The sequence below is a fragment of the Curtobacterium sp. MMLR14_002 genome (assembly GCF_001864975.1).
In the GTDB taxonomy this organism is placed as follows: domain Bacteria; phylum Actinomycetota; class Actinomycetes; order Actinomycetales; family Microbacteriaceae; genus Curtobacterium; species Curtobacterium flaccumfaciens.
On sequence record NZ_MJGT01000094.1, the window covers coordinates 169,609 to 195,107 of the forward strand.

Genomic DNA, 25,499 nt, shown 5'->3' on the forward strand with positions numbered 1-25,499 from the left:
GCCTGTCACTCGTACCGGAGCGCCTCGATCGGGTTCTGCCGTGCGGCTCGTCGTGCCGGCAGGGTGCCCGCCAGGAACGCGATGAACATCACGACGAGGATGATCGTGGCGACGGACCCCGGCGCGAACTGCATGATCTGCAGCCCCGGCAGGTCCTTGAGGAGCGTGCCGGCCAGGACGTTCGAGATCCCGGTGCCGAGCAGGATCGCGACCCCGGCACCGATGGCGCTGCCGAGGAACCCGATGAACACCGCCTCGAGCGAGAACAGCGTGTAGACCTTGCCGCCACCCATGCCCATCGCCTTCATCAGGCCGATCTCGCGGGTGCGCTCCTGCACGCTCATGAGCAGGGTGTTGATGATGCCGAAGCCGGCGGCGACGAGCGCGATCACGGCGAAGGCGTTCAGGACCCCCACGATGCCGCTGATGACGGTCTGGAACTGGCCGAGCTGGTCCTGGATGGTCTGGCCGAGGAACCCGTCGTCGGCCAGGGACTTCTTGACCGTGGTGACGGAGGCGTCGGCGTCGAGCGTCGCGGTGGCGCTGGCGTACGACGTCGCGATCGAGTCGGGCTTGCCGATCTCCTGCGCGGCCTGCATGGCGTCGGTCAGTGCGGCGTTCGCCCCGGCACCGCTGCCGAACAGCGACTCGTTCTGCACCCCGACGACGGTGGCGGTGAGCGTGTGCTCCTTGCCCTGGTAGTCGTCGACGGCGATCGTGAGCTCCTTGCCGACGGCGGCCGAGGCGCTGCCGAGACCCATGTTCTTCAGGTAGTCGGTCGGCAGCATCACCTGGTTGGCGTCGGTCTCGTCGTCGAGCTGCTTGCCGCTCGCCAGGTCGGCGTCGAGCTCGCCGGCGTTGGCGGTGAGCGACACGACGTACTTGCCCTGGTCGCCGTACTCGGCGTACTTCGGTGCGAGGGCGATCGCGGGGCGGAGGCTCTTGATGCCGTCCGTCTTCTCGATCGCGTCGACGTCGGACTGCGACAGGTACGAGAACGACGCGGGGCCGCGGTCGACGCTCTGACCGGACGCGTCGGGGTCGTACTTCGCGGGGCCGCTGTCGGTCGAGGTGCTGTCGACCGCCTTCGTGATGGTCAGCGAACCGGTGTCGCCGATCGAGGAGACCTGGCTGTCGATGTAGTTGCTGACGCCCGTGCCGATGGCCGAGGTGAGCGTGATCGTGAAGGCGCCGATGAAGATCGCGATGACGGTCAGGGTCGTGCGCAGCTTCGAGCGGAAGGTGTTCGAGACCGCGGTGCGCAGGAGGTCGAGGAAGTTCATGCGGAGTGCCTTCCGTGCGTGGCAGACGCGTCGCCCGCGTCGTCGGGTCCGCCGACGATCAGGCCGTCGCGGACGTTCACGCTGCGGTCGCAGCGCGCGGCGAGCTCTTCGTCGTGCGTGACCACGACGAGCGTGATCCCCCGCTCGCGCTGCAGCCCGAACAGCATGTCCTCGACCACCTGTCCAGTGTTCGTGTCGAGGTTGCCGGTCGGCTCGTCGGCGAAGATCACGCTCGGCTCGCCGACCAGCGCCCGGGCGATGACGACGCGTTGCTTCTGGCCGCCGGACAGGTCGTTGGCGTCGTTCTTGGCCTTGTCGGCCAGCCCGAGGGCGTCGAGCGCCGCCATGCCCCGTCGCTTCCGCTCGGCTCCGGAGACACCGGCGATCTTGAGCGGGAGCACGACGTTGTCGAGCACCGAGGTCTTCGGCGTGAGGAAGAACTGCTGGAACACGAACCCGAAGGTGCTGTTCCGGGTGCGGTTGACCTGGCGGGCACCGAGCGTCGCGGCGTCGGTGCCGTCGAGCAGCACCTGTCCGGCCGACGGCTTGTCGAGCAGCGCGAGCAGGTGCATCAGCGTCGACTTGCCGGAGCCGGACTTGCCGACGATCGCCAGGCTCTCGCCCTGGTGCACCGCCAGCGACACCCCCTTGAGCGCGTCGAACCGCGTCGCGCCGCGGCCGTAGGTCCTGGCGAGGTCACGGGCCTCGAGCACGGGAGTGGTCATGGGTTCACCGTAGTGTCCGATGCACGACTGCAAGTTTGCGTTTGCTGTAGATCATGTGACGTTCCGGTTACAGTCGGGCCATGCCCGACTCCGCGACGCCGTCAGAACTCGGTCTCCGTGACCGCAAGCGCATCGAGACCCGCAACCGCATCGCCGAGGCGGCTCGGTCCCTGGCCCTCGAGCAGGGCGTCGACGGCACCACGATCGAGCAGATCGCTGCACGAGCCGACGTCTCCCCGCGGACGTTCTTCAACTACTTCGAGAGCAAGGAGGACGCGGTCCTCGGGCACACCGAGCTCGACCTCGAACCCGCCACCCTCGAGGCGCACCTGGCGGCCGTCGCGGGGGAGCCGGCGGCGCAGGCCGTCGTGGACCTGGCGTTCCTGGTGTTCGGGTCGTCGTTCGGCGACGAGCACGAGCGCCTCGAGCGCAAGGCCGTCATCGTGCGGTTCCCGCAGCTGATGCGTCGGCAGGTCACGCGGATGACCACGGTCGCCGAGGCGATGACCGGCGCGGTGCGCACGATCCTCGAACGCGACCCGGCCTGGGGGCCGGAGGCGGCGACCCCGCAGGCGGCCGAGATGCTGCTCGGCATGTGCATGACGGGCCTCCGCAGTGCCGCTCGGCACGAGGGTTCCGACCCGGAGCAGGTGCGGGCGGCGGTGGTCGCGTCGATCCGCGACACGGCTGCGCGCATCGCCGCGGCCTGAGACGCAACCACAGACGGACCCGGAGGCCGGGTGCCAGCTGGCACCGGGCCTCCCGTCCGACACATGGTGAGCAGAAATGGTCGGGACCCGTTCGGCGACCCGACCATTTCTGCTCACCAAGCGACCGAAAGTCGACCGCGGCGGTCAGGGCTTCGTGATGAAGCCCTCCTTCACCATCCAGTCGAAGGCGACGTCCGCCGGCTCACGCCCTTCGACGTCGACCTGACGGTTGAGCTCCTGCAGCACGGCGTCCGTGAGCTTCGGCGAGATCTGGTCGTAGATCCCCTCGAGCTGCGGGTACTCCTTGAGCGTCTTCGAGTCGATGACGGGCGCCACGTTGTACGCCGGGAAGAACCCCTTGTCGTCCTCGAGCACCGTCAGCCCGAGCGACTTGATACGGCCGTCGGTGGTGAAGACCTCACCGAAGTTGCATTTGCCGCGGTCGGTGGCCGTGTAGACCGTGCCGGTGTCGAGGATGCTGACGTTGCTGCTGGGCACCCCGTTCGACCCCGAACCGCCGAGCTCCAGACCGTACTTCTTGAGCATCGGCTTGAAGCCGTCGGCGCGGGAGTTGAACTCCGACTCCACGCAGAACGTGCGCTGGTCGACCGGCAGCTTCGTGATGTCGGAGAGCGTCTTGACGTCCCCGAGCTCCTTGACGGCCTCGTTGCGGACGGCGAACGCGTAGGTGTTGTTCATCGGCGCGGGTTCGAGCCACGTCAGCCCGTTGCCGGCGTCCTCCTTCTTCACCGCCGTCCACTGCTCGGTCTTGTCCGGGATCCCCTTGGTGTGGCCCATGAAGGTCAGCCACGCGGTGCCGGTGTACTCGTACGTGAAGTCGGCCGCGTGCGAGGTCATCAGCTCACGGACTGCGACGCTGCCGGGCACGTTCGTCTCGTCGGTGACGTCGAACCCTGCGGCCTTGGCGGCGAGCACGGCGATCTTGCCGAGCACGAGCTGCTCGGTGAAGTTCTTCGACGTCACGGTGATGTGGGCGCCGGCCGGCAGGTCGTCGATGCGCTGGATGGAGCCGGCGCCGGCCTCGGGCACGAACGACGTGGCGGGCTGCAGGCCGCACCCGGTCAGGACGAGGGCGGTGGCACCGGCGACGAACGCGGCTGCTCCGACCCGGGTGCGGGTGCGGCGGGTGCTGCGGGTGCGGCGGGTCATCGGAGTCCCTTCGGTCGTGCGACCGTCTCGACCACGCGGCCGAGCCAGTCGATGGAGAGGGCGAGCAGGGCGACGAGCAGGGCCCCGGCGACCAGCACCTTCGGCAGGAACAGCGTCACGCCCGTGGTGATGAGCAGACCGAGTCCGCCCGCACCGACGAAGGTCGCCAGGCTCGCCGTGCCGACGAGCAGCACGAGGGCGGTCCGGATGCCCGAGAGCATCACGGGCACCGCGAGCGGCAGTTCGACGCGCATCAGCACGCTGAAGGCGCTCATGCCCATGCCGCGACCGGCCTCGACCAGGCGGTCGTCGACGCTCTGCACGCCGATCATGGTGTTCCGGAGCACCGGCAGGATCGCGTAGAGCACGAGCGCGATGACGGCGGACGAGCTGTTCAGACCGAGCCAGGCGGCGAGCAGCACGATGAGGCCGACGGCCGGGGCCGCCTGCCCGAAGTTCGCGACGGCGAGCACGTACGGGCTCGCCCGGCGCAGCGGCCCGCGCGTCAGGACGACGCCCAGCGGGATGCCGATCACGAGCACCAGGACCGTCGACTGCAGGGTCAGCACGAGGTGCTGGCCGGTCAGGGCCAGGATGTCCGCCGGGTTGAGCGTCGTGCGCTCCGTCGGGGTCAGGTCCGCCGTCGCGAGCCACACCGCGAAGCCAGCCAGGACGACCAGGATCGCGATCGGCTGGAACAGCAGGCCCTTCCACGAGGTGCGTGCACCGGTGGCGGGGCCGGCGACGGCGACCGTGCTCACAGGTCTTCTCCGGTGGGCATCGCCGACACCGGTGACGACGGCATGGTCTCGATCGGGTTCGTGTTCGTGCCGACCGGCGTGTAGGCCTGGTCTCCGGCGGCGGTCGCACGGGAGCGGGTGATCGCCTCCATCACGGTCTCGACGGTGATCACGCCGCGGAACGCGTCACGACGACCGGTGACGAGTGCGGCGCCGGCGCTCGAGACGAGCATGGTGTCGAGCGCGTCGTTGAGGGTCGCGGCCTCGCCCACGACGGGCAGGCCGGGCTCGACACCGTCGGGGATGCGCTCGAGGCGCTCGAGCTGGCGGCGCGACGGCCACCCGATCGGACGCTGGCGGTGGTCGACGACGACGGCGTGCTGGTGCCCACCGGCCTCGTTCATCCGCTGCAGCACGGCCTTGACCTCTTCGCCGGGCGAGCAGGTCACGGCCGACTCGACCTCGACGTCGCGCACGCGGTTCAGCGTGAGCTGCTTCAGGCCGGCGCCGGAACCGATGAAGTTCTCGACGAACTCGTTCGCGGGCTCGGCCAGGATCCGCTCCGGGGTGTCGTACTGCACGATGTGCGCACCCTCGGTGAAGATGACGATCCAGTCGCCGAGCTTCACGGCCTCGTCGAAGTCGTGCGTGACGATGACGATCGTCTTGTGCAGTTCCTCCTGGATGCGCAGGAGCTCGTCCTGCAGACGCTGGCGGGTGATCGGGTCGACCGCACCGAACGGCTCGTCCATGAGCAGGACGGGCGGGTCCGCCGCGAGCGCACGGGCCACGCCGACGCGCTGCTGCTGGCCTCCGGAGAGTTCGCGGGGGAACCGGTCGCGGTAGGTGTCGGGGTCGAGCGAGACCAGGTCGAGCAGCTCGTCGACGCGCGCCGCGATCTTCTCCTTCGACCAGCCGAGCATCTTCGGCACGATCGCGATGTTCGCCGCGACGGTCATGTGCGGGAAGAGCCCGCCGGCCTGGATCACGTAGCCCATGCGGCGACGGAGCTCGTCGCCGTCGATGCCCGTGACGTCGTCGTCGCCGACGACGATCCGGCCCTGCGTGGGCTCGATCAGGCGGTTGATCATCTTGAGGGTCGTCGTCTTGCCGCAGCCGGACGGGCCGACGAGCATGACGATCTTGCCGGCCGGGATCTCGAGCGTGATGCCGTCGACGGCGGGCTTCGACTGCCCGGGGTACCGCTTGGTGACCTCGTCGAGCAGGATGCTGCGCCCGGTGACGTCCCCGTCGGGCGCGGTGGTGGTGGCGGAGTCAGTGCTGGACACGGATACCTCTCGAGATGGTCAGGCGGCCGAGGCCGATGAGGAGCAGGTCGAGGACCAGGGCGAGCAGGACGACGCCGACCACCCCGACCACGACGGAGAACAGGGCGTTGGCGCCGCCGAGGCGGGACAGCCCGGAGAAGATGAAGCCGCCGAGCCCGGGGCCGAGCGCGTACGCGGCGATGGCGGCGATGCCCATCACCATCTGCGCAGCCACGCGGACACCGCTCAGGATGATCGGCCACGCCATCGGCAGCTCGACCTGCAGCAGGGTGCGGAACCGGCTCATGCCGATGCCGCGCGCCGACTCGACGACGGCAGGCGGGATCTCGGCGAGACCGACGACCGCGTTGCGCAGGATCGGCAGCGCGGCGAAGAAGACGACCGTCACGACCGACGGCAGGACGCCGAAGCCGAGCGGGACGATGAGCAGGCCGATGACGGCGAACGACGGCAGGGTGAGGCCGATGGCCGACACCCCGTTCGCGAACGCGGTCAGGCGCGGGCTGCGGTAGACGAGTGTGGCGAGCACCACGGCGATGACCGTGGCGAGGACGACGCACTGGACGACCAGTGAGAAGTGCTGCCACGATGCGAACCAGATCTGGCTCCATCGCTCCACGACGTACTGGAACACGGGTGGGCGCTCCCCTTCCGGTCGGCTGAACTGCCCACAGATCGGGGCACGAGCTCGGCCAAAGCTATGCAACAGCTGGACCGGTTGTACAACGCAACCCCACCTGTACGGCGGTTTCCCTTGCGGTTGCGAGGAGGACAACCCCTGGTCAGCAGGGGTTCACCAGGGCGAGCCTGGGAGAACGGTAACGATCGGTCTGCCTGCTCGGCTATGCGTCGAGGTCGCGCAACCCGGATCGCTCCGCGATGTCGACGAGCTGCTCACGCCACCGGACCCATTCCTCCGGGGACTTGTCGGCCAGGTTGCCGTCACCGTCGCCGGCCAGGCCGTCGAGCATCTCGCGCACGATGTCGGCGTGACCCGCGTGCCGGGCGGTCTCGTACGCCATGTGCACCAGGATCCGGTGCAGGGTGACGTCCCGGTGCCCCTCCGGCCACCACGGCACGGTCCCGGTGGCGGTGAGGTCGAGCGCCTCGATCGTGGCGTCGGCATGGGCGGCACTCCGGTGGTGGAAGGCCACGATGTCGGCCATGGTCTCGTCGAGCGAGGCGTACATGTCCTCGCCGTCCTCCGACTCGAGCCAGGCGGGCTGGTCCGGCAACGGCCGCCCGAACACCTCGCCGAAGTAGCCGGCCTGCACCCCGGCGACGTGCTTCACCAGCCCGAGGACGTTCGTGCCCGTGGGCGTCACCGGCCAGCGGGCCTGCCGCTCGGCCAGCCCGTCGAGCTTCGCCAGCAGGGCCGCACGGTGCTTCTGCAGGTACCGGTGCAGCGTCCGCTTCACCGGGGCGTCGGCGGCAGCGGCGTCCGCGCCCGCGCCGTCCGCGGCCGCCGCACCGTCGGGGTTCCGCACTGCCCCTTCGTCCGACAGCAGGGCGTTGCCGCTCGCCGCCAGGGTGCTGGTGCTCGCGGGGTGCACCTCGGGGACCGCTTCGACGTCGCTCATGCCCCCGATCGTGCCACCCGGAGCTCCTGCAGGCGCGTCGACTCCTGCACGGCGACCCGTTCGGCGGTCAGCAGCAGCCCGGCGACCTCGGCGCCGGTGCGTGCCGGGGCGTCGTTCCAGCTCGTCAGGTCCCGTACCCGCCCCATCCGGATGTCCGGCGCGGGGCACCACAGCACGGGCTCGCCCTCGTCGCGGGCGAGGGCGTGCCACACGACGTCGAGCGCGTGCTGCACCCGGGGAGCGTGCACCGCGTGCGGACCGCCGGCGGCGGACACGACCGCGCCGACCAGGCAGGCGCCGACGAGCGGCCGGCCCTGCACGTCCATCGCGGCGGCACTGGAGGCCTTCCGCTCGCGGCCGTGCTCGTCGAGGTAGGTGAACCAGGCGTGCTGGACCCACCCGCGTTCGACGACCGCGCGGGCATCGGAGAGCAGGTGGACGAGTTCGCCGAGTTCGCGCACCCGGTCGTCGACCCGTCGCGCGCGGGCGGCGGCACGGCGGTCCGACAGACGGTCGAGCAGGCCGCGCAGACCGCGTCGCTCGGGTCGGACGGGGGCGGGGGAGGCGTCGGTGGCGACGTCGTGCTGGACGCGGAGCTCGAGGGTCATGGTGGCCCCTCCGATCGGCTGTGCACGGATGGTGCGGTCACGATAGCCCCGCGGGGACTCAGTCGTCCAGCACCGCGTCGATGCTCCGTCGCGCGACGCTCCGGAAGGCGCGTTCGTCGGCAGTCGCCAGCGCGGACGCGAGCGCGACCACCCACCCCCGTGCGCGCAGCCAGGTGGCATCCGGGGCCGCGACGCGCGCCCGGAACGCCCGACGCCCCGGCCGGTCCAGCGTCAGCCAGGCGGTCGCGAGGTCGACGGCCGGGTCGCCCGCGGTGACGTCCCCGAAGTCGACCACGGCCGACAGGCGGTCGGCTCCGTCCGACGAGTCGACGAGCAGGTTGAAGGGGTGCAGGTCGCCGTGCACCCAGACGGGAGGCCCGGTGTGCGCGGGCACGGCCGCTGCGGCCCGCCACAGCATGGCCAGCTCTCCGGCCCGGTGCACGCCGTGCTCGTCGAGTCGCGTCAGCACGGCGTCGCTCCGCGACGCGAGCGGCACCGCACGGAACGGGTTCACCGGGGCGTCGTCCGGAGCGGGGACGTGCAGGAGCCCGACGAACGCGGCGAGCGCCTCGGCGACGGGGACCCCGGCCGCCCGTTCACCGATCGCCGTGCCGGGTAGCCACGGCACGATGCTCCACGACCACGGGTACCCGAGGGCGGGGCGGCCGGTGCGCACCGGGGCCGGCACCGGGACGACCGATCCGACCCGGGCGGCGATGTCCGGCAACCAGCGCTGTTCGTGTTCGACGAGCCGTGCGGCCAGCTCCCGACGGGGGACCCGGACGGCCAGGTCGTCGCCCAGGCGCAGCACGACGTTGTCCCAGCCGTTCGCGACGACCTCGAGCGGCAGGCCAGCCAGGTCGGGGTGCTGGTCGCGCAGCAGGGACCGGACGAGCGGGACGTCGACGTCGACCTCGGCAGCGGGTGTGGGCACGGCGTCAGGCTAGTGGGCCGCCGGACACACGCCCGCGAACTGGGGCCGGTGGCGCGACACCCTTCTCGCTAGTCTCAGAGGCGAGGTGACGTGGGTGTTTCCCTGGGGGGACCCGCGTCACTCCGGAGCGATGAGCGCGACGAGCCGCGGGATCTCCGGACGCAGCCGTTCGGTGACGAACGCGTCCAGCAGGACCGTCCAGAGTTCCCGCAGGCCCGCGAACAGGTCGGCCCGGCGGGTCATCACGTCCGAGACGGTCTGCACGCCGGTGTAGGCGCGGACGACGACCCGGCCGACCAGCTCCGGATCCCACCGCGGGTCGATCTCGCCCGCGTCGACGGCCTGCCGCGCGAACCCGGCGACCACCGTGGTCCAGTCGGTGTACGGGTCCTGCCGGTCGACGTCGCTCGCGGCCACGTCGGTCGACAGCCGGACACCGGCGCTGACCACCACCTCGGTCGTCATCTGCACGGCCAGCCCCTGTGCCAACCACAGGATCCACTCGAGCGGGGTCGTCCCCTTCGACACCGCCGCCTCGCCGTACCGGCGGGAGATCGCGTGCTGCTCGGCGATCACGGCACCCGCCATGTCGGCCTTCGACGTGAAGTGGAAGTACAGCGCGCCCTTGGTCATCCCGATGCGCTCGGCGATGCCGTCCATCGAGGCACCGACGTACCCGCGCTCGTCGAACTCCGCGGCCGCGCCCTCGATGATCGCCGTGCGGGTCGCGAGCGACCGCTGCTGCCGGGTCGGTCGGTCCTGCGCCATGGGGTCCGATCGTAGTCAGCGCACGCTGCCGCCGAGGTCCACTGGCCGCATTCGGCAGGCGTTCGGCCGGGTGCCCTACGGTCGGTCGCCATGGACGGATGGCGGAACCCTGCGCGCTGGGCACGGACGGGTCGGTGGCTGCTGCTGCCGATCGCGGTGCTGGACTGGGTCGCGCTCGCGCCGCAGACCATCGTGGTGCTCGCGTTCCTGATCGCCGTCGTCGGACTCGCCGGCATGGGTGCGGCCCTCGTGGTGCACATGCTCCGCCGGTCCCGTGGGGCGATGGCCGGCCTCGGCGTGGTGATGCTGCTCGGCGGGCTCGTCGTGTTCGGCCTCGACCCGTTCCCGGGCTCGTTCCCGCTCATCCAGTCGTGGTGGCCGGAGTCCATCACGCAGCCGCAGCACGTCGGCAGCGCGTACTGGCAGCTCGCCGGCCTGGGCATCGAGCTGGCCGGGTTCGCCCTGCTCGCGACCCTGCTCGTGGTCTCACTGACCGGGACCCCGCGCCCGCGGTCGGACCGCTTCCGCTCCTGATCCGCTGCGGGCGGCGGTCCGCACCCCGGGCGACGCCTGACGCACCGGGGCGGCGGATCTCGCTCAGTGTCGCGTGAGCACCACCAGCGTGACGTCGACCACGGCGTCGGTGGGGACGGCCGTGCGCACCCGTTCGACCACGGTGGCCCCGTCCGGAGCCGAGCGCACCAGCGCGGCGAGGTCGTCCAGGTGCCGGAGCCCGTCCAGCGACAGGACGCCCTGGGTGCAGATCGCCAGCCGGTCCCCGGGTTCCAGGTCGAGCGCTCCGGGCGACCGTGGGATCGATGCCGGCTGCAGTCCGAGCGGCAGGTCGAGCGGGTGCAGGACGCGAGCCGGACCGTCGGCGGGGACGAGCACGGCGAGGCCGTGGCCGGCGTCGCCGAAGTCGACGTGACCCGACGTCGGGTCGAGCCGCAGGTGGAATAGCGAGCCGACGGCGTCCGCAGCCGACAGGTCGGCGGTGACCTGCGCCTCCAGGCCGACGATCGCGTCCGACATGTCGGTGCCGGTCCGTGCCGCCACGGCACCGCGGACCGCCGCGGCGAGCAGGCCCGACGCCGGGCCGGCCGCGCTCACCCGGCCGACGGTGACGTGCAGGGCAGAGTCCGGTGCGACGCGCCAGTCGGCGACGTCACCCCCGCCGTCGTCGTGCTGGGCCACCAGGACGTCGAGGTCGTACCCCGGCACCGCGACCGGGTCCGGCACCAGGCCGTCGAGCACCCGACGGACCCGCCCGCGGTCGATGGCGACGCCGAGCTCGCGCTCCGCCCACCGGGCCAGGTCGCCCAGCAGGGCGACGTCGTCCGGTGAGAACGTGCGCGGAACAGCGTCCATCAAGCACAGCGTGCCCACCCGGGTGCCGTCGACCATGGTCAACGGTGCGCCCGCGTAGAACCGGATGCCGTGCTCCGCCACCGCCGCGGTGTGGGCGAACCGGGCGTCGAGGGACGCGTCCGGGATCACCATCGGTTCGCGGGTGAGCACCGTCGACGCGCAGAACTGCTCGCTGGCGGGGACACTCGATCCCTGGTGCCAGCCGAAGGTCGACTGCGTGGTGACGAGGTCGTGGTGGACGAGGTTGAGGAAGGTCAACGGGACGTCGAACGCCTCGTGGGCCATGCGGGTGATGCGGTCGAAGCGCTCCTCGGGTCCTGATCCCAAGATGGCGAGCGCCTCGATCACCGCGGTGCGCTTGTCCGCACCGTCGAGATGGTTGGTCACCCGGCCTGTCTACCCCCATCGTCCGACAGGAACCAGTCCCGTGGGTGGGGGTCAGCCGTCAACTCGCGGCGCTCGGACACCGGGGCGGCCCAGGCGGCGGCGTTCGACAGCACGCGCTGGATGTCCGGGTGGTGGTAGACGGGGTACTCCTGGTCGCCGGGCGAGAAGTAGAAGACCTTGCCGAGCCCCCGGCGGTACGCGACGCCGGAGCGGAAGACCTCGCCGCCCGCGAAGGTCGACAGGAACACCTCTTCGTCGGGGCGCGGGATGTCGAAGTACTCGCCGTACATCTCCTGCCGGTCGATGACGATCGGGTGCGGGACCCCGGCGGCGATCGGGTGCTCGGGCGCCACAGTCCAGACGAGTTCGCGCTCGCCGTCGTTCCGCCACTTCAGCGAGCAGGTCGTGCCCATCAGGCGCTTGAACGGCTTGGAGTAGTGGCCGGAGTGCAGCACCACCAGGCCCATGCCGGCGTGCACGGCGTCGACGACCAGGTCGACGACGGCGTCGCTCACCTCGTCGTGGGCGGCGTGGCCCCACCAGAACAGCACGTCCGTGGCGGCGAGCCGTTCGGCGGTGATGCCGTGGTCGGGTTCCTGCAGGGTGGCGGTGGAGACGTCGGCCCCGGGATGCAGCTGCCGGAGCGCCTCGGCGATCACGGCGTGCATGCCGTCGGGGTAGTGCCCGATGACCGTCGCGTCACCGCGGGTCTCGTGCACGTTCTCGTTCCAGACGACGATGTTCAGGGGACGGTTCTCGGTCGACGGCGACATGGGACCCACGCTACCCGTGATCGCTTTGCGCAGGTCCTGGCGTTTTCTGATCGTTTGGCCTACCTTCAGATCACAATCGCGCAGGCGACGGTGCCAGGGGGTGCCGGTCACCGCCCGCGCCGAGGACAGGGGCTCGTCCGATGCAGCACCGCACCATCACCACCGTCGCACTCGCGGCGGTGCTCGCACTCGCCGTACCGACCACCGCGTGGGCGTCACCCACCGGTCACCACTCGAAACGCACCGCGACCACCTCGACCGTGACCTACACGGCGAGCGACGCGGTCATCCCGAACCCCTCGCGCGGGTTCGACCACACCACCGAGACGCACTACCGCGCCGACGGCACCGGGTACACGCCGCTCGACGCCGCGACGCTCCGGGGCTACCGGGCCGAGGGCGTCACGCAGGTCGTCCGGGTGTTCTACATGGAGGCGTTCGTCCAGCAGCGGCAACTCAGTCCGGCCTGGCTCGCGCTCGTGCAGCACGACTACGACACCGCGCGCGCAGCCGGCGTGGGTGTGATCACCCGGTTCGCGTACGTCCAGGGTGGCTCGTACCCGTACTCGGCGCCCTACGGTGACGCCGACCTGCCGACCGTGCTCGCGCACATCGAGCAGCTCACCCCGACGCTCCGCCGGAACGCCGACGTCATCCCGACCCTGCAGGGGGGATTCATCGGGCTCTGGGGCGAGGGCTACTACACCGACCACTTCGCGAGCGACCCGGCGAACCCGGGTGTGCTGACCGAGGCCGACAAGGACGCCCGACGACAGGTCCTGCAGGCCGAACTCGCGGCCCTGCCGTCCAGCCGCTCGGTCCAGGTCCGCACGATGCAGATGAAGCAGGACGCACTCCGCACGCCGTCCGGCACGGCCGGGGCGCTCACCCCGGCGCAGGCGCACGACGGGTCGGCAGCGTCGCGCATCGGGCACCACAACGACTGCTTCCTCGCCTCGCCGGACGACTTCGGCACGTTCCTGAGCAACCCGCTGTCGCTCGACCAGGACTACCTGGCGGCGGAGTCGCGGTACGTCCCCGTCGGTGGTGAGACCTGCGCCGTGAACGCGCCGCGGTCCGAGTACCCGTCCGCCTCGGCCGAGATGGCGAAGTACCACTACAGCTACCTCAACCTCGACTACAACAAGGACGTCCTGGCGACCTGGGGTGCGGAGGGCATGACCGACGCCGCGAAGAAGCTCGGCTACCGCTTCACGATGACGTCGAGCACCGCCACCTCTGGCGCGAAGCCGTCGGTGGCGGTGTCGATCCGGAACGACGGCTGGGCGGCGCCGTACAACAGCCGCCCGGTGCAGCTCGTCCTGACCGACGGCGATCGCCGGGTGACCGTGCCCGTGGTCGCCGACGCGTCGTCCTGGCAGCCGGGACGGACCGTGACCGTCCGGGCGTCGCTGGCCGACGTGCCGAACGGGCGCTGGAGCGTCGCACTCGCCCTGCCCGCGCCGGAGGCCTCGGTGGCGGCGAACCCGGCCTTCGCGATCCAGACGGCGAACACCGGCACGTGGGACGCGAGCGCAGGTGTGAACCGCCTCGGGCAGACGGTGGTCGTGCGGCACTGAGCGGACCTGCAGCGCGCCCCGGGTCGGACGATCCGGGGCGTTCTGCTGTCTGTCAACCGGGTCCGCCACGATTGACGGCATGACTCCGCGCTCCCTGTTCCGCGCCGCTGCGGTCGCCGAACTCGTGACCTGGACCCTGCTCATCCTCGGGATGGTGCTCAAGTACGGCCTGGACGCCGGCGACTGGGGCGTCCGCATCGGCGGTGGGGTGCACGGCTTCGTGTTCCTGGCGTACCTGGTGGTCACGACGGTCGTGGCGGTGAACCAGCGGTGGTCGTTCGGGGCGCTCGTGCTCGGCTGGGCCAGTGCCGTCGTGCCGTACGCCACGGTGCCGTTCGAGGTCGCGGTCGCCCGCCGCGGCATGCTCGAGGGCTCCTGGCGCCGCTCGCCGGACGCCCACTCGGGCTTCTGGGACCGTCTGCTGTTCTTCGTGGTGCGTCGGCCCGCCGTGGCCGCGGGCATCGGGGTCGTGGCCGTCGCCCTGGTGTTCACCGGGCTGCTCGCCGCCGGCCCGCCCGTGCCGTCCCGCGGCTGACGCGACGAGCGCCCACGCGTCACTTCGTGAGCAGCAATGGTCGGGTTCGTCGTGCGGACGCGACCATTGCTGCTCACGAAGCGCGGCCGTGGTCGCGACCACGGACGGACGGACGGGAGGGACGGTGCCAGCTGGCACCGGGCCTCCCGTCCGTCGGCTGGTCGCTGCTAGAGCGCTGCCAGCGCCGCGTTCAACGTGGCGGACGGACGCATGACCGCGCTCGTCTTGGCGTCGTCGGGGCGGTAGTAGCCGCCGATGTCGGCCGGGTGACCCTGCACCGAGACGAGCTCGTCGACGATGGTGTGCTCCTGCTCACCGAGCTTCGCCGCGAGGTCCGCGAACGACGCCGCGAGCTCGGTGTCCTGGGTCTGCGCCGCGAGTTCCTCGGCCCAGTACTTCGCCAGGTAGAAGTGGCTGCCGCGGTTGTCGATCGAGCCGAGCTTCCGACCCGGGGACTTGTCCTGCTCCAGGAACGTCCCGGTGGCACGGTCGAGGGTCTCGCCCAGGATCTTCGCCCGCTCGTTGCCCGTCACACCGGCGAGGTGCTCGAGGCTGACCGCCAGTGCGAGGAACTCGCCCAGGCTGTCCCAGCGCAGGTAGTTCTGCTGCACGAGCTGCTGCACGTGCTTCGGCGCGGAACCACCGGCACCGGTCTCGAACAGGCCGCCACCGCCCAGCAGCGGGACGACGGAGAGCATCTTCGCCGAGGTGCCGAGCTCCATGATCGGGAACAGGTCGGTCAGGTAGTCGCGCAGGACGTTGCCGGTGACCGAGATCGTGTCCTCGCCGCGGCGGATGCGCTCGAGCGAGAAGCGCATGGCGTCCTCGGGCGCGAGGATCTCGATCTGCAGGCCCTCGGTGTCGTGCTCGCCGAGGTACTTGCGAACGAGCCCGATGAGGTTCGCGTCGTGCGCGCGGGTCTCGTCGAGCCAGAACACGGCCGGCGTCGCGGAGGCACGCGCGCGGGTGACGGCGAGCTTCACCCAGTCGCGGATGGCGACGTCCTTGGTCTGGCAGGCGCGCCAGATGTCACCGGGCTCGACGTCGTGCTCGATGACGACGTCGCCCGAGGCGGTCGTGACGCGGACCACACCGGCGCCGGGGAGCTCGAACGTCTTGTCGTGCGAGCCGTACTCCTCGGCCTTCTGCGCCATCAGGCCGACGTTGGGCACGGAGCCCATCGTCGACGGGTCGAAGGCGCCGTGGGCGCGGCAGTCGTCGAGCACGGCCTGGTAGATGCCGGCGTAGCTCGAGTCGGGGATGACGGCGAGGGTGTCGTGCTCGTCGCCGTCCGGGCCCCACATGTGCCCCGAGGTGCGGATCATCGCCGGCATCGACGCGTCGACGATGACGTCGCTCGGCACGTGCAGGTTCGTGATGCCCTTGTCCGAGTCGACCATGGCGAGCTCGGGGCCGTCGGCGATGCCCTGCTTGAAGGCACGCTCGATCTCGGCGCCGTTCGGCAGCGCAGCGAGGCCGGCGAGGATCGAACCGAGGCCGTCGTTCGGGGTCAGGCCCGCGGCGGCGAGGTCGTCGCCGTAGCGCTCGAACACCGACGGGAAGAACGCCTTGATGACGTGGCCGAAGATGATCGGGTCGGAGATCTTCATCATCGTGGCCTTAAGGTGCACGGAGAACAGGACGTCCTCGGCGGCGGCGCGCTCGATCTGCTTGCGCAGGAACGACTCGAGAGCGGCCACGTGCAGCACGGTGCCGTCCACGACCTCGCCCTGCAGGACGGGGATCGACTGCTTGAGGACCTGCTCGCTGCCGTCCTCGGCCACGAAGGTGATCGTCAGGACGTCGTCGGCGGGGGCGATCCAGGACTTCTCGTTCGACCGGAAGTCGTCGACGCCCATGGTGGTGACGTTCGTCTTCGAGTCACGCGACCAGGCGCCCATGCGGTGCGGGTGCTTGCGGGCGTAGTTCTTGACGGACAGGGGTGCGCGGCGGTCGGAGTTGCCCTCGCGCAGCACCGGGTTGACGGCGCTGCCCTGGACGCGGCCGTAGCGGGCGCGGACGTCGCGCTGCTCGTCGGTCGTGGCCTCGTCCGGGTAGTCGGGCAGGTCGTAGCCCTGCGCCTGCAGTTCCTTGATCGCGACCTTGAGCTGGGGGATCGACGCCGAGATGTTCGGCAGCTTGATGATGTTCGCCTCGGGGGTCTTCGCCAGGTCGCCGAGCTCGGCGAGGGCGTCGTCCAGGCGCTGCTCGTCGGTGAGCCGCTCCGGGAACTGGGCGATGATCCGGCCGGCGAGCGAGATGTCGCGGGTCTCGACGTCGACACCCGCGGTGCCGGCGAAGGCCTGGATGACCGGGAGGAAGGAGTGGGTGGCGAGGAACGGCGCCTCGTCCGTGAGGGTGTAGATGATCTTGGCCATGCTGGCGGGTACTCCCTTGTTCGACCGTCGGTACGTCCACGGTACTCGTGGCTCAGGATGTCTCGACATCAAGATACATGGCCCCCGCTTCCGCGCGGCAGATGCTCGGCCGACACCCTGGAGGCGCACTGTCGACACATAGGAACGGTGCGTGGACTGGTCTTCCGCAGCACCAGAGCGAGGGAGAGCGCGCATGACCACCACACGGCAGACCCCGGACGACTTCGGCTGGACCGCGGAGGACCTGCGGTCCGCCTACGCCTCGGACGGCAGCGGTCCCTACCGCTACGCGCCGGACGGCTCCGGCCCGTTCTCGTACGACCCCGACGGCTCCGGTCCCTGGCTCGTCGGCCCCGAACCCCGACCGAGTGCCAAGCGGTTCGCACCGCGTCAGCGTGGCAGCCGGTCGCGGTTGCGGCGGATCGGGACGGCCTGCACCGCCGGAGCGCTGGCACTCGTGCTCGCCGTCGGCAGTGTCTCCGTCGTCACGCACGCCGCTCCTCCGCACCCGTCGGTGCAGGCGAGCGCCGCGCAGGGCCCCGGACCCGACGGAGCCTGATCCGGCCGGTGGTGACACCCTGGACCCGTGACCGAACTCCTCGTCGTGGGTGTCATCGCCCTGATCGCCATCGCGGGCGCCGCCGTGCTCGGCCCCCGCATCGGGATCGCGGCACCGCTCGTGCTCGTCGTCGTCGGGATCGTCGCGAGCCTGATGCCGTTCATCCCCCACGCGGAGATCGAACCGGAGTGGATCCTCGCCGGGGTCCTGCCGCCGCTGTTGTACTCGTCGGCGGTGTCGATGCCGTCGATGAACTTCCGGCGCGAGTTCGGCGCGATCAGCGGCCTGTCGGTCCTGCTCGTCGTCGCGTCGAGCCTGGTGCTCGGGCTGTTCTTCGCCTGGGTGATCCCGGGCCTTGGTTTCTGGTGGGGCATCGCCCTCGGCGCGATCGTCAGCCCGACCGACGCGGTCGCCACCTCGATCGTCAAGCAGACCTCGGTGTCACGCCGGGCGATCTCGATCCTCGACGGTGAATCGCTGCTCAACGACGCCACCGCGCTCGTGCTCCTGCGCACCGCCATCGTCGCAGCGGCCGCCTCGTTCTCGTTCTGGGGCGCCCTCGGCGACTTCGCGGGCGCCGTGGCCATCGCCGTCGTCGTCGGGTGGTTCGTCGGCTGGCTGAACGTCTTCGTCCGCGCGCGCGTGCCGAGTGCCGCGGTGAACACCGCGCTGTCCTTCGCGGTGCCGTTCGTCGCGGCGGTCCCCACCGAGCACTTCGGCGGGTCCGGACTCGTGGCCGCCGTCGTCGCGGGCCTGTTCACCGGCATCGTCGGGCCGCGAAAGCTCCCTCCGGGGCACCGGCTGTCGGACGCCCAGAACTGGCAGACCATCGAACTCGTGCTCGAGGGCGCGGTGTTCCTCACGATGGGACTCGAACTCGCGACCATCCTCGGCGACGTGCAGGACGAGCACACGGGCGTCGGACCGGCACTCCTCATCGCCGTCGGGGCCCTCGTGCTCACCGTGCTCGTGCGGGCCGCGTACGTCGTCCCGCTGCTGCTCGCGCTGTCGGCGAGCGCCAAGCGCGGCGAGCGGATGCAGGGGCGCTTCGCCGAGATGCACGCCGGTGACCGCGACGCGATGAGCGAGGTGATCCGCGAGCACCGACCGGGCAACCGCGCGCCCTCGGAACGAGAGCTCGACCGGTTCACGACCCGGGTCCGCCGCACCCTGGCGGACATCGCGTACTACACGAAGGCGCCGCTGGGCTGGCGCGAGGGCACCGCCGTGGTCTGGGCGGGGATGCGCGGGGCCGTGACCGTCGCAGCTGCGCAGACCCTGCCGGAGGGCACCCCGCAGCGATCGCTCTTGGTGTTCGTCGCCTTCGCGGTCGCACTGCTGTCCCTGGTGGTCCAGGGCGGCACGATCGGTCCCCTGCTCCGACGCATCGCCGCCCCCACATCGGACACCGCTGCAAAGGACACCGAGGAACGACAGCGTCTGCTCGAGCTCATGCGCAGCGCGGCCGAACAGGTACCGCGCACCGGTGAACAGCCCCCGGCCTCGCGCGGAGAACTCGAGGCGGCGGACCCAGCCGAGCTCCGCGCCTGGATGGGGCGCGAGAAGGCGCGACGCCTCGCGGTCCTCCAGGCGCAGCGCTCCGCGATCCTCGACGCCCGCGACGACGGCACGTTCGACGCCGAGGTGCTCGAGTCGATGCTGCAGAACCTGGACGCCGAGCAGATCGCCCTCGAACTACGGGGCGCGCCGACCCGGTGACCTGCTCGGCGTCCGCTCAGTCGCCGATCGAGACGCGGAACACCCGGACACCGGCGGCACGGAGCCCGGCGAGCCCGAGCCGCATGCGCAGCGGCCGGAAGGGCCGGCGGAACCCGGACGACGCCGACGCGGCATCGATCTGGTGCAGGACCTCGGATGTCAGGGTGCGCTCGAGCTTCGGCGCCAGGCGGGTCACCCCGGACACCGTGACGACGATGCGGACGGCGTGCGGCGCGAGCATCGGCGCGATGAGCTCGGCGGCCGCCTGCGCCCGGTGGAACGCGGGGTCGTCACCGGGTCGACGGATCGCGATGACGGCCAACGCCGCGTCCCACGTCTCCTCGGGGTCCGGCAGGTCGTCGACCCCGATGACCCGCATCCGCGCGGCGTCGATCCCGGCGCGCACGGCCGCGGCTCGGAGCACGGGCAGGAGTTCCTGGGTACCGGCCAGCACGACGTCGGCCGACGCCAGGTCGACCGTTCCGTACCGCTCACGCGGCGATCGGGCCATGGTGCGGGTCCTTCCGTCGCTTTCCCCTGACCGTACCGATGCGGAGGGCCCGGGGGCCGTTTCCGCCCGTGGTGATCAGGGGGCTCCCAGCGCACTCGGTAACGAAAAGATCACGAAAGGGCCTGTACAAAGCGACAGAGTCGTGCAGAATGGTGGGCGGCCATGACGACTGCACCCGAACTCGACCAGCACCCGGAGACCCCGGTGGTGCACCTGTCCCGTCGCGCCGCCCTCGAGGCCGAGCGTGCAGCAGCCCGCGGACCGCAGCGTCGCAGCAAGACGGCGCCGGTCGCGAAGGCCGCCAAGCCCGAGAAGCCGGCCAAGGCCGCGAAGGTCGCCAAGCCGGCGAAGGCCGCGAAACCGGCCAAGGCGTCGAAGGCTGCGAAGGTCGCCAAGCCCGTGCAGGCCGTCGTCCTCGCGACCGCGACCGCGTCCTCGGCCGAGCCGGCCGGCCGCCGCTCCGCAGCCGCACGCGCCACCACCGAGCACGTCGACGACCGCATCCAGCGGGTCGTCCGTCGCCCCGCACCCAGGGTGACCCGCGTCGCCAGCGCACCCCGGGCCTCCCGGTCGGCCCGCGCCGGACGGATCACCCTCACCAGCGCCGCGGCCGCCATCGCGATGTTCGCCGCCTCGGCGATGCCCGCCCACGCGAGCGCCGGCACCTCGATGGCCACCTCGACCATCGCACCGATCGTGCGCACCCAGGACTACGCCGTGACCCAGGCGGTCACGGCCGCCGGGTTCGACCGTGACGGGTTCACCGTCGGCGGCGGCTCGACCGTCACCACGAAGACGGCTGGTTCCGCCGACACCGCGGCGACCGCGGGTGGCGCCGTGTCGTTCGGCGGCGCGGTCCGCTCGCCGTTCCCCGGCCCGGTGCAGATGAGCTCCGGCTTCGGGTACCGCTCGGCACCGTGCGGCGCGTGCTCGTCGCTGCACCAGGGCCTCGACTTCACCCCGGGCATGGGCACGCCGATCGGCGCCGTCGCCGCGGGCAAGGTCCGGGTCTCGGGCACCTACTTCTCGTACGGCAACGCGGTCATCATCGACCACGTGGTCGACGGGCGTCAGGTGTCCACGCTCTACGGCCACATGATCCCCGGCTCCTCGCCGCTCAAGGTCGGCGACACCGTCGCGGCCGGGCAGTTCATCGGGCTCGTCGGGTCGTCCGGCGTCTCGACCGGTGCCCACCTGCACCTCGAGGTCCTGATGGACGGCGTCACGCCGATCGACCCGAAGGCGTGGCTCGAAGCCCGCATCGGTCGCTCGCTCACGCTGTAGCGACCGCTCCCCGCACCGGCCGCTCCCCGTCGCGAGGCCGGATCCACAGCCGCTGTCGAGCCGCAGCACGGTGATGTCCCAGTCGGCCTGTGCAGACTCACAGGCATGGACGATCCCCACAGACCGCCCGCCCGTCGTCGATCCGAGGCGGCTGCCCGCTGATGGGTGCCGACACCTGGATCGCCTTCGGGCTCGTCATCCTCTTCGTGCTCGTCGGCGGGGTCTTCGCGGCCGCCGAGATCGCACTCGTCTCCCTCCGCGAATCCCAGCTGCAGCAGCTCGAACGCCGCGGCCCCCGCGGGATGCGGGTCGCCGAGCTCGGCCGTGACCCCAACCGGTTCCTGTCCGCCGTGCAGATCGGCGTGACCGTCGCCGGGTTCTTCTCCGCCGCGTACGGGGCGTCCTCGATCGCACCCGACGTCGCGCCGCTGTTCCAGGGGCTCGGCCTCGAGCAGGGCACGGCCGAAGCCGTCGCGCTGGTGCTGATGACCCTCGTCATCGCGTACCTGTCGCTCGTGTTCGGCGAGCTCGTGCCGAAGCGCCTCGCCCTGCAGCGTGCCGAGGGCTTCTCGATGGCCGTCGCACCGACCCTGGAGCGCTTCGCGGTGCTGATGCGGCCGGTGATCTGGCTGCTCTCGAAGTCCACCGACACCGTCGTGCGACTGCTCGGCGGCGACCCGGACGCCCGCAGCGAGTCGATGAGCACCGAGGAGCTCCGCGGCCTGGTCGACGAGCACACCGGCGTCGACGAGCAGGGACGCCGGATCGCCCGCAGCGCCCTGGACGCCGGTGACCGCATCCTGCGCGAGTCGATGCGCCCCTGGTACGACGTCTCGACGCTGGATGCCGGTCTCTCCGTCGCCGAGGCCACCGACCAGGCCATCGCGGCCGGGCACACCCGGTACCTCGTGACCTCCGGCGGGCGCGACGAGGTCCGGGGCTTCGTGCACCTCCGTGACCTGCTGCGTCCGGTCGATCCTTCGGCACCGGTCGCCACGCTCGTCCGGCCGGTGCTCGCCCTGCCCGAGACGAAGTCGCTGTCGAGTGCGATCGCGGACATGCGCACCGACGGCCACCAGATCGCCCTGGTGGTCGACGAGTACGGCGGCAGCGCGGGCATGGTCACGCTCGAGGCGCTACTCGAGGACCTCGTCGGCCGCATCCGCGACGAGTGGGACTCCACCGAGCACGACGAGTCGGTGCTGGCGCACGACGGCGTCGACGGTGCCACGGTGCTCGAGGACCTGGCTGCGGACGGCGGTCCCGTCCTGCCGGACGGCGACTACGAGACCGTGGGTGGGCTCGTGCAGGTGCAGCTGGACCGCGTGCCCGAGGTCGGTGACGTGGTCCTGGCCGGAGGCCACCGCCTCGAGGTGACCGCCATGGACGGTCACCGCGTCGCGCGGGTGCGCATCGGACCCGACGCCGCGCCCTGACCGCGGGACAGAGCGGGGGGAAGCCCCTGGCGCAGGCGGTCGCAACACCCCGCGGGACGCCGGCGAGCGGTCACAGGCCGTCGTCTACGGCGCCACCAGCCGACAGGTCGCGACCACCCGGCGGGCGGCACGCGACGTGTCGCGAGCGGTCGGGCACGGCCGGTCACGCAACAGAACGCGACCAGACGGCGAGCGGGAGGCGCGTGGCGGGGCCGCCCCGCGCCTCCCGTCTGCTCCGGGCGGTCGCAACACCCCGCCAGACACCGACGAGCGGTCACAGGCCGTCGCCTGCGGCGCCACCAGCCGACAGGTTGCGACGGGACGGCGCACGGCACGCGACGTGTCGTGACCAGTCAGCGACGGCCGGCGGCCCCGCCGCGCCCTGACCGGCTGACGGGTACCGCCCGTGCCTGCCGGACGCACGGCCCGGGCACGTACGCTCTCCCCATGGGTATCGACGTGCGCAACGAGATTCGCGACTTCCTGTCCTCCAGGCGGGCGCGGCTCACCCCCGAGCAGGTCGGCATGCCGTCGTTCGGCGGAGGGGTCCGACGGGTGCCCGGGCTGCGTCGGCACGAGGTCGCCATGCTCGCCGGCGTCAGCGTCGACTACTACACGCGACTCGAGCGCGGCTCGCTCAAGGGCGTCTCGGACAGCGTGCTCGAGGGCCTGGCGAGCGCCCTGCAGCTCGACGAGGACGAGCGTGCGCACCTGTGGGACCTCACGCGCCTGGCGAACTCCGGCGCGAAGGTCATGCACCGGAACGTGCCGACCCGCGTGCGCCCCGGCGTGCAGCGGCTGCTCGACGCCATCACCGGCGCACCGGCCTGGGTGCGGAACGAGCGCGGGGACGTCGTCGCGACGAACGAGCTCGGCCGTGCGCTCTACGCACCACTCTTCGCCGGCCCCGGACGCCCGGTGAACACCGCACGCTTCACCTTCCTCGACCCGGCCGCCCGCGACTTCTTCCCCGACTGGGCGCAGACCGCGAAGGACGCCGTGGCCGTGCTCCGGACCGCCGCGGTGTCGAACCCCTGCGAGCCGGGGCTCATCACGCTCGTCGGTGAGCTCTCCACCCGGAGCGAGGAGTTCCGCGGCTGGTGGGCCGCCCACGACGTCCGGATGCAGCGCACCGGCAAGAAGCGCATCGACCACCCGATCGTGGGGGAGCTGCGGCTGTCCTACGAGGCGCTCGACCTGGTCGCCGACCCCGGACTGACGCTGTTCTCGTACTCGGCCGAACCGGGCAGCGAGTCCGAGCGGTCGCTCGCGCTGCTCGGCAGCTGGGCCGCGACGGAGCGGGCAGAGCAGTACGCGGCCCTGCGCGAGTCGGAGTCCGAGTCCGAGTCGGTCGACTGACCCGGCCCCCGGACCGCCGGGAGCGTCAGCCTCGCGGTCGGACCGTCACGCCTGGGGCGGCACGTCGCCGCCGAACAGCTCCGGCGAGCGCATCCGCTCGATGCGCAGCTGACGCTCCATCGCCGACAACCGCAGCACACGGATCGCGGCGAACACGAGCACGATGAGGGCGACGGCCAGCACGGCGAGCGCCAGCACGAACAGGGCGTAGAGGACGACGACGAATCCGAGACCACTGTCTGCGAGCATCCGTCGAACATAGCAGCGCGGGTTCGTAGGGTGGGGACGTGACGAGGACCACGGACGGCTCAGCAGGGGACGCGGACCACCGGCAGCACCGCCGGCCCGAACCCGCGTTCGCCCGTGCGGTCGCGAAGGCACTCGGAAACGCCCGGACCGTGCTCGACATCGGCGCTGGTGCCGGTGCCGGTTCGTACGCGCCGACCAATCGCGACGTGACCGCCGTGGAGCCCGCCGGAGACCTGCCCTTCGCCGACGACACCTTCGACGCCGCGATGACGAGCTTCTCGCTGCACGAGTGGGACGACCTCGAGCGCGGGCTCGCCGAGGTGCGTCGGGTGACCCGGGGCCCCATCGTGGTGCTGACGTTCGACCCCGACCGCATCGAGCGCTCCTGGCTCACCGAGTACGCGCCCGAGGTGCTGGCGGCCGACGCCCGTCGCCACCCCGCACTGCCGCGGATCGCCGACGCACTGGGCGACGACACCGTGACGACCACCCCGTTGCCGATCCCGTTCACGTGCGTCGACGGGTTCGCCGAGGCGTACTACGCCCGCCCCGAGCGACTGCTCGACCCCGGCGTGCGCCAGGCGGACCCGGCATGGGGACTGGTCGACGAGTTCACCGTCCGGCGGTCGGTGGCCGCGCTCCGGACCGCGCTGGAGTCGGGGGAGTGGGACCGGCGGCACGGCTCGTTGCGGATCCGCCCGACGTACGAGGGCTCGGTCGTCCTGGTCACGGCGACGCCGAACCGACCGCGGGCGGACCGGGCCGGGGTTGACACCCGGTCGTAGGCTGGTCGGGTGAGCTTCCAGGAGGTGGTCGGCGCCCGTATCGCCGGCATCAGGGCGTGAGGCCCTCGGTCGTGCCCTCGGGTGCGGCCGACCTCGTCGAACCCTGACCTCCTCCGCCCGGTGCGGTGTGCGTCCGCACGCCCCGGGCCCGTACGAAAGCGATCACCCATGCTCCCCATCGTGGAGAAGACCCTCCGCACGTCCTTCGTCAACGCCTCGCGCAAGGAGGTGTCCGACCTCACGCTGCCCGCCGACTTCGAGACGCTCGACTGGGACGCGCTCGACTACCTCGGCTGGCGCGACCCGAAGATCGGTCGGCGTGCGTACGCCGTCGTGCCGACCCTGGACGGCGACCTGATCGGCATCCTGTTCCGGCAGGCCGAGGCCTCGCCCCGCTCCCGTGCCCAGTGCTCGTGGTGCCAGGACGTCAAGCTGCCGAACGACGTCGCGTTCTACAGCGCGAAACGGTCCGGGCCGGCCGGACGGAACGGCAACACCGTCGGCACCCTTGTCTGCCAGGACTTCCAGTGCTCGCGGAACGTCCGGAAGCTCCCGCCGCCCGCCTACGAGGGCTACGACGTCGAGGCCGCGCGCCTCCGGCGCATCGAGGACCTGCAGGTCCGGGCCGCGTCCTTCGCCGCCGAGGTCTGAGACGCCGGCGTCCTCGAAGGACGCCGCCGAGTCAGCGAGACGCCGCCGGATTCGGAGGCGTCTCGCGCTGACGCCGGCGTCTCGCGTCCGCAAACGCGACTGACGACGGACGGGAGGC

The 25,499-nt window shown here is 71.5% G+C and carries 26 protein-coding genes; 11 read left to right on the forward strand and 15 right to left on the reverse strand.

What is annotated here, in order from left to right; genetic code table 11:
* Window positions 1–5: 5 nt before the first annotated feature.
* Both BIU91_RS16000 and BIU91_RS16005 read right to left on the reverse strand, forming a co-directional pair.
* A complete protein-coding gene (locus BIU91_RS16000; RefSeq protein ID WP_071406243.1) occupies window positions 6–1,283 on the reverse strand; it encodes an ABC transporter permease in 1,278 nt (425 codons plus the stop codon).
* Window positions 1,280–2,008 (reverse strand): ABC transporter ATP-binding protein, encoded by a 729-nt coding sequence (locus BIU91_RS16005; RefSeq protein WP_071406279.1) that lies wholly within the window; start codon window positions 2,006–2,008, stop codon window positions 1,280–1,282. The genes BIU91_RS16000 and BIU91_RS16005 overlap by 4 nt, the downstream gene beginning before the upstream one ends.
* An 80-nt stretch (window positions 2,009–2,088) precedes the next feature.
* Between BIU91_RS16005 and BIU91_RS19195 the strand changes: the two genes are divergently transcribed.
* Window positions 2,089–2,718: a TetR/AcrR family transcriptional regulator gene (locus tag BIU91_RS19195; RefSeq protein WP_071406244.1), complete on the forward strand. Its 630-nt coding sequence runs from the start codon at window positions 2,089–2,091 to the stop codon at window positions 2,716–2,718.
* A gap of 144 nt (window positions 2,719–2,862) precedes the next feature.
* Here BIU91_RS19195 and BIU91_RS16015 read toward each other — a convergent pair whose 3' ends face one another.
* The 8 genes from BIU91_RS16015 to BIU91_RS16050 all read right to left on the reverse strand — a co-directional run bounded on the left by BIU91_RS16015 (window position 2,863) and on the right by BIU91_RS16050 (window position 9,807).
* Window positions 2,863–3,888 carry a glycine betaine ABC transporter substrate-binding protein gene (locus BIU91_RS16015; RefSeq protein WP_071406245.1) on the reverse strand — a complete coding sequence of 342 codons (1,026 nt, stop codon included), beginning with the start codon at window positions 3,886–3,888 and terminating at the stop codon, window positions 2,863–2,865.
* On the reverse strand, window positions 3,885–4,649 hold the full coding sequence (locus BIU91_RS16020; RefSeq protein WP_071406246.1) for an ABC transporter permease: 765 nt from the start codon (window positions 4,647–4,649) through the stop codon (window positions 3,885–3,887). The genes BIU91_RS16015 and BIU91_RS16020 overlap by 4 nt, the downstream gene beginning before the upstream one ends.
* Complete coding sequence (locus tag BIU91_RS16025) at window positions 4,646–5,917, reverse strand: ATP-binding cassette domain-containing protein (RefSeq protein WP_071406247.1); 1,272 nt, start codon at window positions 5,915–5,917, stop codon at window positions 4,646–4,648. The genes BIU91_RS16020 and BIU91_RS16025 overlap by 4 nt, the downstream gene beginning before the upstream one ends.
* Window positions 5,904–6,551, reverse strand: a complete 648-nt coding sequence (locus BIU91_RS16030; protein ID WP_027466835.1) for an ABC transporter permease — start codon at window positions 6,549–6,551, stop codon at window positions 5,904–5,906. Before BIU91_RS16030 ends, BIU91_RS16025 begins: the two co-directional genes overlap by 14 nt.
* A gap of 208 nt (window positions 6,552–6,759) precedes the next feature.
* Window positions 6,760–7,497, reverse strand: coding sequence for a DinB family protein (locus BIU91_RS16035; RefSeq protein WP_084741362.1), 738 nt, complete (start codon window positions 7,495–7,497; stop codon window positions 6,760–6,762).
* Window positions 7,494–8,105 carry a hypothetical protein gene (locus BIU91_RS16040; RefSeq protein WP_071406248.1) on the reverse strand — a complete coding sequence of 204 codons (612 nt, stop codon included), beginning with the start codon at window positions 8,103–8,105 and terminating at the stop codon, window positions 7,494–7,496. Before BIU91_RS16040 ends, BIU91_RS16035 begins: the two co-directional genes overlap by 4 nt.
* A gap of 58 nt (window positions 8,106–8,163) precedes the next feature.
* Entirely contained in the window at window positions 8,164–9,039 is an 876-nt protein-coding gene (locus tag BIU91_RS16045; protein ID WP_071406249.1) for an aminoglycoside phosphotransferase family protein, read from the reverse strand.
* 117 nt (window positions 9,040–9,156) lie between these two features.
* Window positions 9,157–9,807: a ScbR family autoregulator-binding transcription factor gene (locus BIU91_RS16050; RefSeq protein WP_071406250.1), complete on the reverse strand. Its 651-nt coding sequence runs from the start codon at window positions 9,805–9,807 to the stop codon at window positions 9,157–9,159.
* Between the two features lie 90 nt (window positions 9,808–9,897).
* Here BIU91_RS16050 and BIU91_RS16055 point away from each other — a divergent pair, with 90 nt between their 5' ends.
* Entirely contained in the window at window positions 9,898–10,341 is a 444-nt protein-coding gene (locus BIU91_RS16055; RefSeq protein WP_071406251.1) for a disulfide bond formation protein B, read from the forward strand.
* A gap of 63 nt (window positions 10,342–10,404) precedes the next feature.
* On the opposite strand, the gene BIU91_RS16060 is transcribed toward BIU91_RS16055, so the two are convergent.
* Window positions 10,405–11,562, reverse strand: a complete 1,158-nt coding sequence (locus BIU91_RS16060) for a GAF domain-containing protein (protein ID WP_071406252.1) — start codon at window positions 11,560–11,562, stop codon at window positions 10,405–10,407.
* Entirely contained in the window at window positions 11,559–12,335 is a 777-nt protein-coding gene (locus tag BIU91_RS16065) for a ThuA domain-containing protein (protein ID WP_253183784.1), read from the reverse strand. Before BIU91_RS16065 ends, BIU91_RS16060 begins: the two co-directional genes overlap by 4 nt.
* 140 nt (window positions 12,336–12,475) lie before the next feature.
* Here BIU91_RS16065 and BIU91_RS16070 point away from each other — a divergent pair, with 140 nt between their 5' ends.
* A complete protein-coding gene (locus BIU91_RS16070; protein ID WP_071406253.1) occupies window positions 12,476–13,915 on the forward strand; it encodes a DUF4832 domain-containing protein in 1,440 nt (479 codons plus the stop codon).
* A gap of 79 nt (window positions 13,916–13,994) precedes the next feature.
* A complete protein-coding gene (locus tag BIU91_RS16075) occupies window positions 13,995–14,450 on the forward strand; it encodes a DUF3817 domain-containing protein (protein ID WP_035809287.1) in 456 nt (151 codons plus the stop codon).
* 167 nt (window positions 14,451–14,617) lie between these two features.
* Here the strand turns inward: BIU91_RS16075 and BIU91_RS16080 are convergent, their stop codons facing one another.
* The gene (locus tag BIU91_RS16080; RefSeq protein ID WP_071406254.1) at window positions 14,618–16,828 is read right to left on the reverse strand and encodes an NADP-dependent isocitrate dehydrogenase; all 2,211 of its coding nucleotides are present in this window, start codon (window positions 16,826–16,828) and stop codon (window positions 14,618–14,620) included.
* A gap of 193 nt (window positions 16,829–17,021) precedes the next feature.
* Here BIU91_RS16080 and BIU91_RS16085 point away from each other — a divergent pair, with 193 nt between their 5' ends.
* Together BIU91_RS16085 and BIU91_RS16090 are read left to right on the forward strand one after the other, a co-directional pair.
* The gene (locus BIU91_RS16085; protein ID WP_071406255.1) at window positions 17,022–17,387 is read left to right on the forward strand and encodes a hypothetical protein; all 366 of its coding nucleotides are present in this window, start codon (window positions 17,022–17,024) and stop codon (window positions 17,385–17,387) included.
* A 27-nt stretch (window positions 17,388–17,414) separates the two neighbouring features.
* Window positions 17,415–19,106 (forward strand): cation:proton antiporter, encoded by a 1,692-nt coding sequence (locus BIU91_RS16090; protein ID WP_071406256.1) that lies wholly within the window; start codon window positions 17,415–17,417, stop codon window positions 19,104–19,106.
* A gap of 16 nt (window positions 19,107–19,122) precedes the next feature.
* Here the strand turns inward: BIU91_RS16090 and BIU91_RS16095 are convergent, their stop codons facing one another.
* Entirely contained in the window at window positions 19,123–19,617 is a 495-nt protein-coding gene (locus tag BIU91_RS16095) for a hypothetical protein (RefSeq protein WP_071406257.1), read from the reverse strand.
* Between the two features lie 162 nt (window positions 19,618–19,779).
* Between BIU91_RS16095 and BIU91_RS16100 the strand changes: the two genes are divergently transcribed.
* The 3 genes from BIU91_RS16100 (at window position 19,780) to BIU91_RS16110 (ending at window position 23,696) form a co-directional block, all read left to right on the forward strand.
* The gene (locus BIU91_RS16100; protein WP_071406258.1) at window positions 19,780–20,901 is read left to right on the forward strand and encodes a M23 family metallopeptidase; all 1,122 of its coding nucleotides are present in this window, start codon (window positions 19,780–19,782) and stop codon (window positions 20,899–20,901) included.
* Window positions 20,902–21,062: 161 nt separating this feature from the next.
* Entirely contained in the window at window positions 21,063–22,337 is a 1,275-nt protein-coding gene (locus BIU91_RS16105) for a hemolysin family protein (RefSeq protein WP_071406259.1), read from the forward strand.
* A 447-nt stretch (window positions 22,338–22,784) separates the two neighbouring features.
* The gene (locus tag BIU91_RS16110; protein ID WP_071406260.1) at window positions 22,785–23,696 is read left to right on the forward strand and encodes a helix-turn-helix transcriptional regulator; all 912 of its coding nucleotides are present in this window, start codon (window positions 22,785–22,787) and stop codon (window positions 23,694–23,696) included.
* Window positions 23,697–23,741: 45 nt separating this feature from the next.
* Here BIU91_RS16110 and BIU91_RS16115 read toward each other — a convergent pair whose 3' ends face one another.
* Window positions 23,742–23,945 carry a hypothetical protein gene (locus BIU91_RS16115; protein ID WP_071406261.1) on the reverse strand — a complete coding sequence of 68 codons (204 nt, stop codon included), beginning with the start codon at window positions 23,943–23,945 and terminating at the stop codon, window positions 23,742–23,744.
* 38 nt (window positions 23,946–23,983) lie between these two features.
* Between BIU91_RS16115 and BIU91_RS16120 the strand changes: the two genes are divergently transcribed.
* Both BIU91_RS16120 and BIU91_RS16125 read left to right on the forward strand, forming a co-directional pair.
* A complete protein-coding gene (locus BIU91_RS16120) occupies window positions 23,984–24,730 on the forward strand; it encodes a methyltransferase domain-containing protein (RefSeq protein ID WP_071406262.1) in 747 nt (248 codons plus the stop codon).
* A 168-nt stretch (window positions 24,731–24,898) separates the two neighbouring features.
* The gene (locus BIU91_RS16125; RefSeq protein WP_071406263.1) at window positions 24,899–25,381 is read left to right on the forward strand and encodes an FBP domain-containing protein; all 483 of its coding nucleotides are present in this window, start codon (window positions 24,899–24,901) and stop codon (window positions 25,379–25,381) included.
* Window positions 25,382–25,499 lie beyond the last annotated feature (118 nt).

Coding starts and splice junctions, on each gene's coding strand:
- BIU91_RS16000 (WP_071406243.1), bottom strand. CDS start 1,283: ATGAACTTCCTCGACCTCCTGCGCACCGCGGTCTCGAACACCTTCCGC.
- BIU91_RS16005 (WP_071406279.1), bottom strand. CDS start 2,008: ATGACCACTCCCGTGCTCGAGGCCCGTGACCTCGCCAGGACCTACGGC.
- BIU91_RS19195 (WP_071406244.1), top strand. CDS start 2,089: ATGCCCGACTCCGCGACGCCGTCAGAACTCGGTCTCCGTGACCGCAAG.
- BIU91_RS16015 (WP_071406245.1), bottom strand. CDS start 3,888: ATGACCCGCCGCACCCGCAGCACCCGCCGCACCCGCACCCGGGTCGGA.
- BIU91_RS16035 (WP_084741362.1), bottom strand. CDS start 7,497: ATGAGCGACGTCGAAGCGGTCCCCGAGGTGCACCCCGCGAGCACCAGC.
- BIU91_RS16040 (WP_071406248.1), bottom strand. CDS start 8,105: ATGACCCTCGAGCTCCGCGTCCAGCACGACGTCGCCACCGACGCCTCC.
- BIU91_RS16050 (WP_071406250.1), bottom strand. CDS start 9,807: ATGGCGCAGGACCGACCGACCCGGCAGCAGCGGTCGCTCGCGACCCGC.
- BIU91_RS16055 (WP_071406251.1), top strand. CDS start 9,898: ATGGACGGATGGCGGAACCCTGCGCGCTGGGCACGGACGGGTCGGTGG.
- BIU91_RS16065 (WP_253183784.1), bottom strand. CDS start 12,335: ATGTCGCCGTCGACCGAGAACCGTCCCCTGAACATCGTCGTCTGGAAC.
- BIU91_RS16070 (WP_071406253.1), top strand. CDS start 12,476: ATGCAGCACCGCACCATCACCACCGTCGCACTCGCGGCGGTGCTCGCA.
- BIU91_RS16075 (WP_035809287.1), top strand. CDS start 13,995: ATGACTCCGCGCTCCCTGTTCCGCGCCGCTGCGGTCGCCGAACTCGTG.
- BIU91_RS16080 (WP_071406254.1), bottom strand. CDS start 16,828: ATGGCCAAGATCATCTACACCCTCACGGACGAGGCGCCGTTCCTCGCC.
- BIU91_RS16085 (WP_071406255.1), top strand. CDS start 17,022: ATGACCACCACACGGCAGACCCCGGACGACTTCGGCTGGACCGCGGAG.
- BIU91_RS16095 (WP_071406257.1), bottom strand. CDS start 19,617: ATGGCCCGATCGCCGCGTGAGCGGTACGGAACGGTCGACCTGGCGTCG.
- BIU91_RS16100 (WP_071406258.1), top strand. CDS start 19,780: ATGACGACTGCACCCGAACTCGACCAGCACCCGGAGACCCCGGTGGTG.
- BIU91_RS16105 (WP_071406259.1), top strand. CDS start 21,063: ATGGGTGCCGACACCTGGATCGCCTTCGGGCTCGTCATCCTCTTCGTG.
- BIU91_RS16110 (WP_071406260.1), top strand. CDS start 22,785: ATGGGTATCGACGTGCGCAACGAGATTCGCGACTTCCTGTCCTCCAGG.
- BIU91_RS16115 (WP_071406261.1), bottom strand. CDS start 23,945: ATGCTCGCAGACAGTGGTCTCGGATTCGTCGTCGTCCTCTACGCCCTG.
- BIU91_RS16125 (WP_071406263.1), top strand. CDS start 24,899: ATGCTCCCCATCGTGGAGAAGACCCTCCGCACGTCCTTCGTCAACGCC.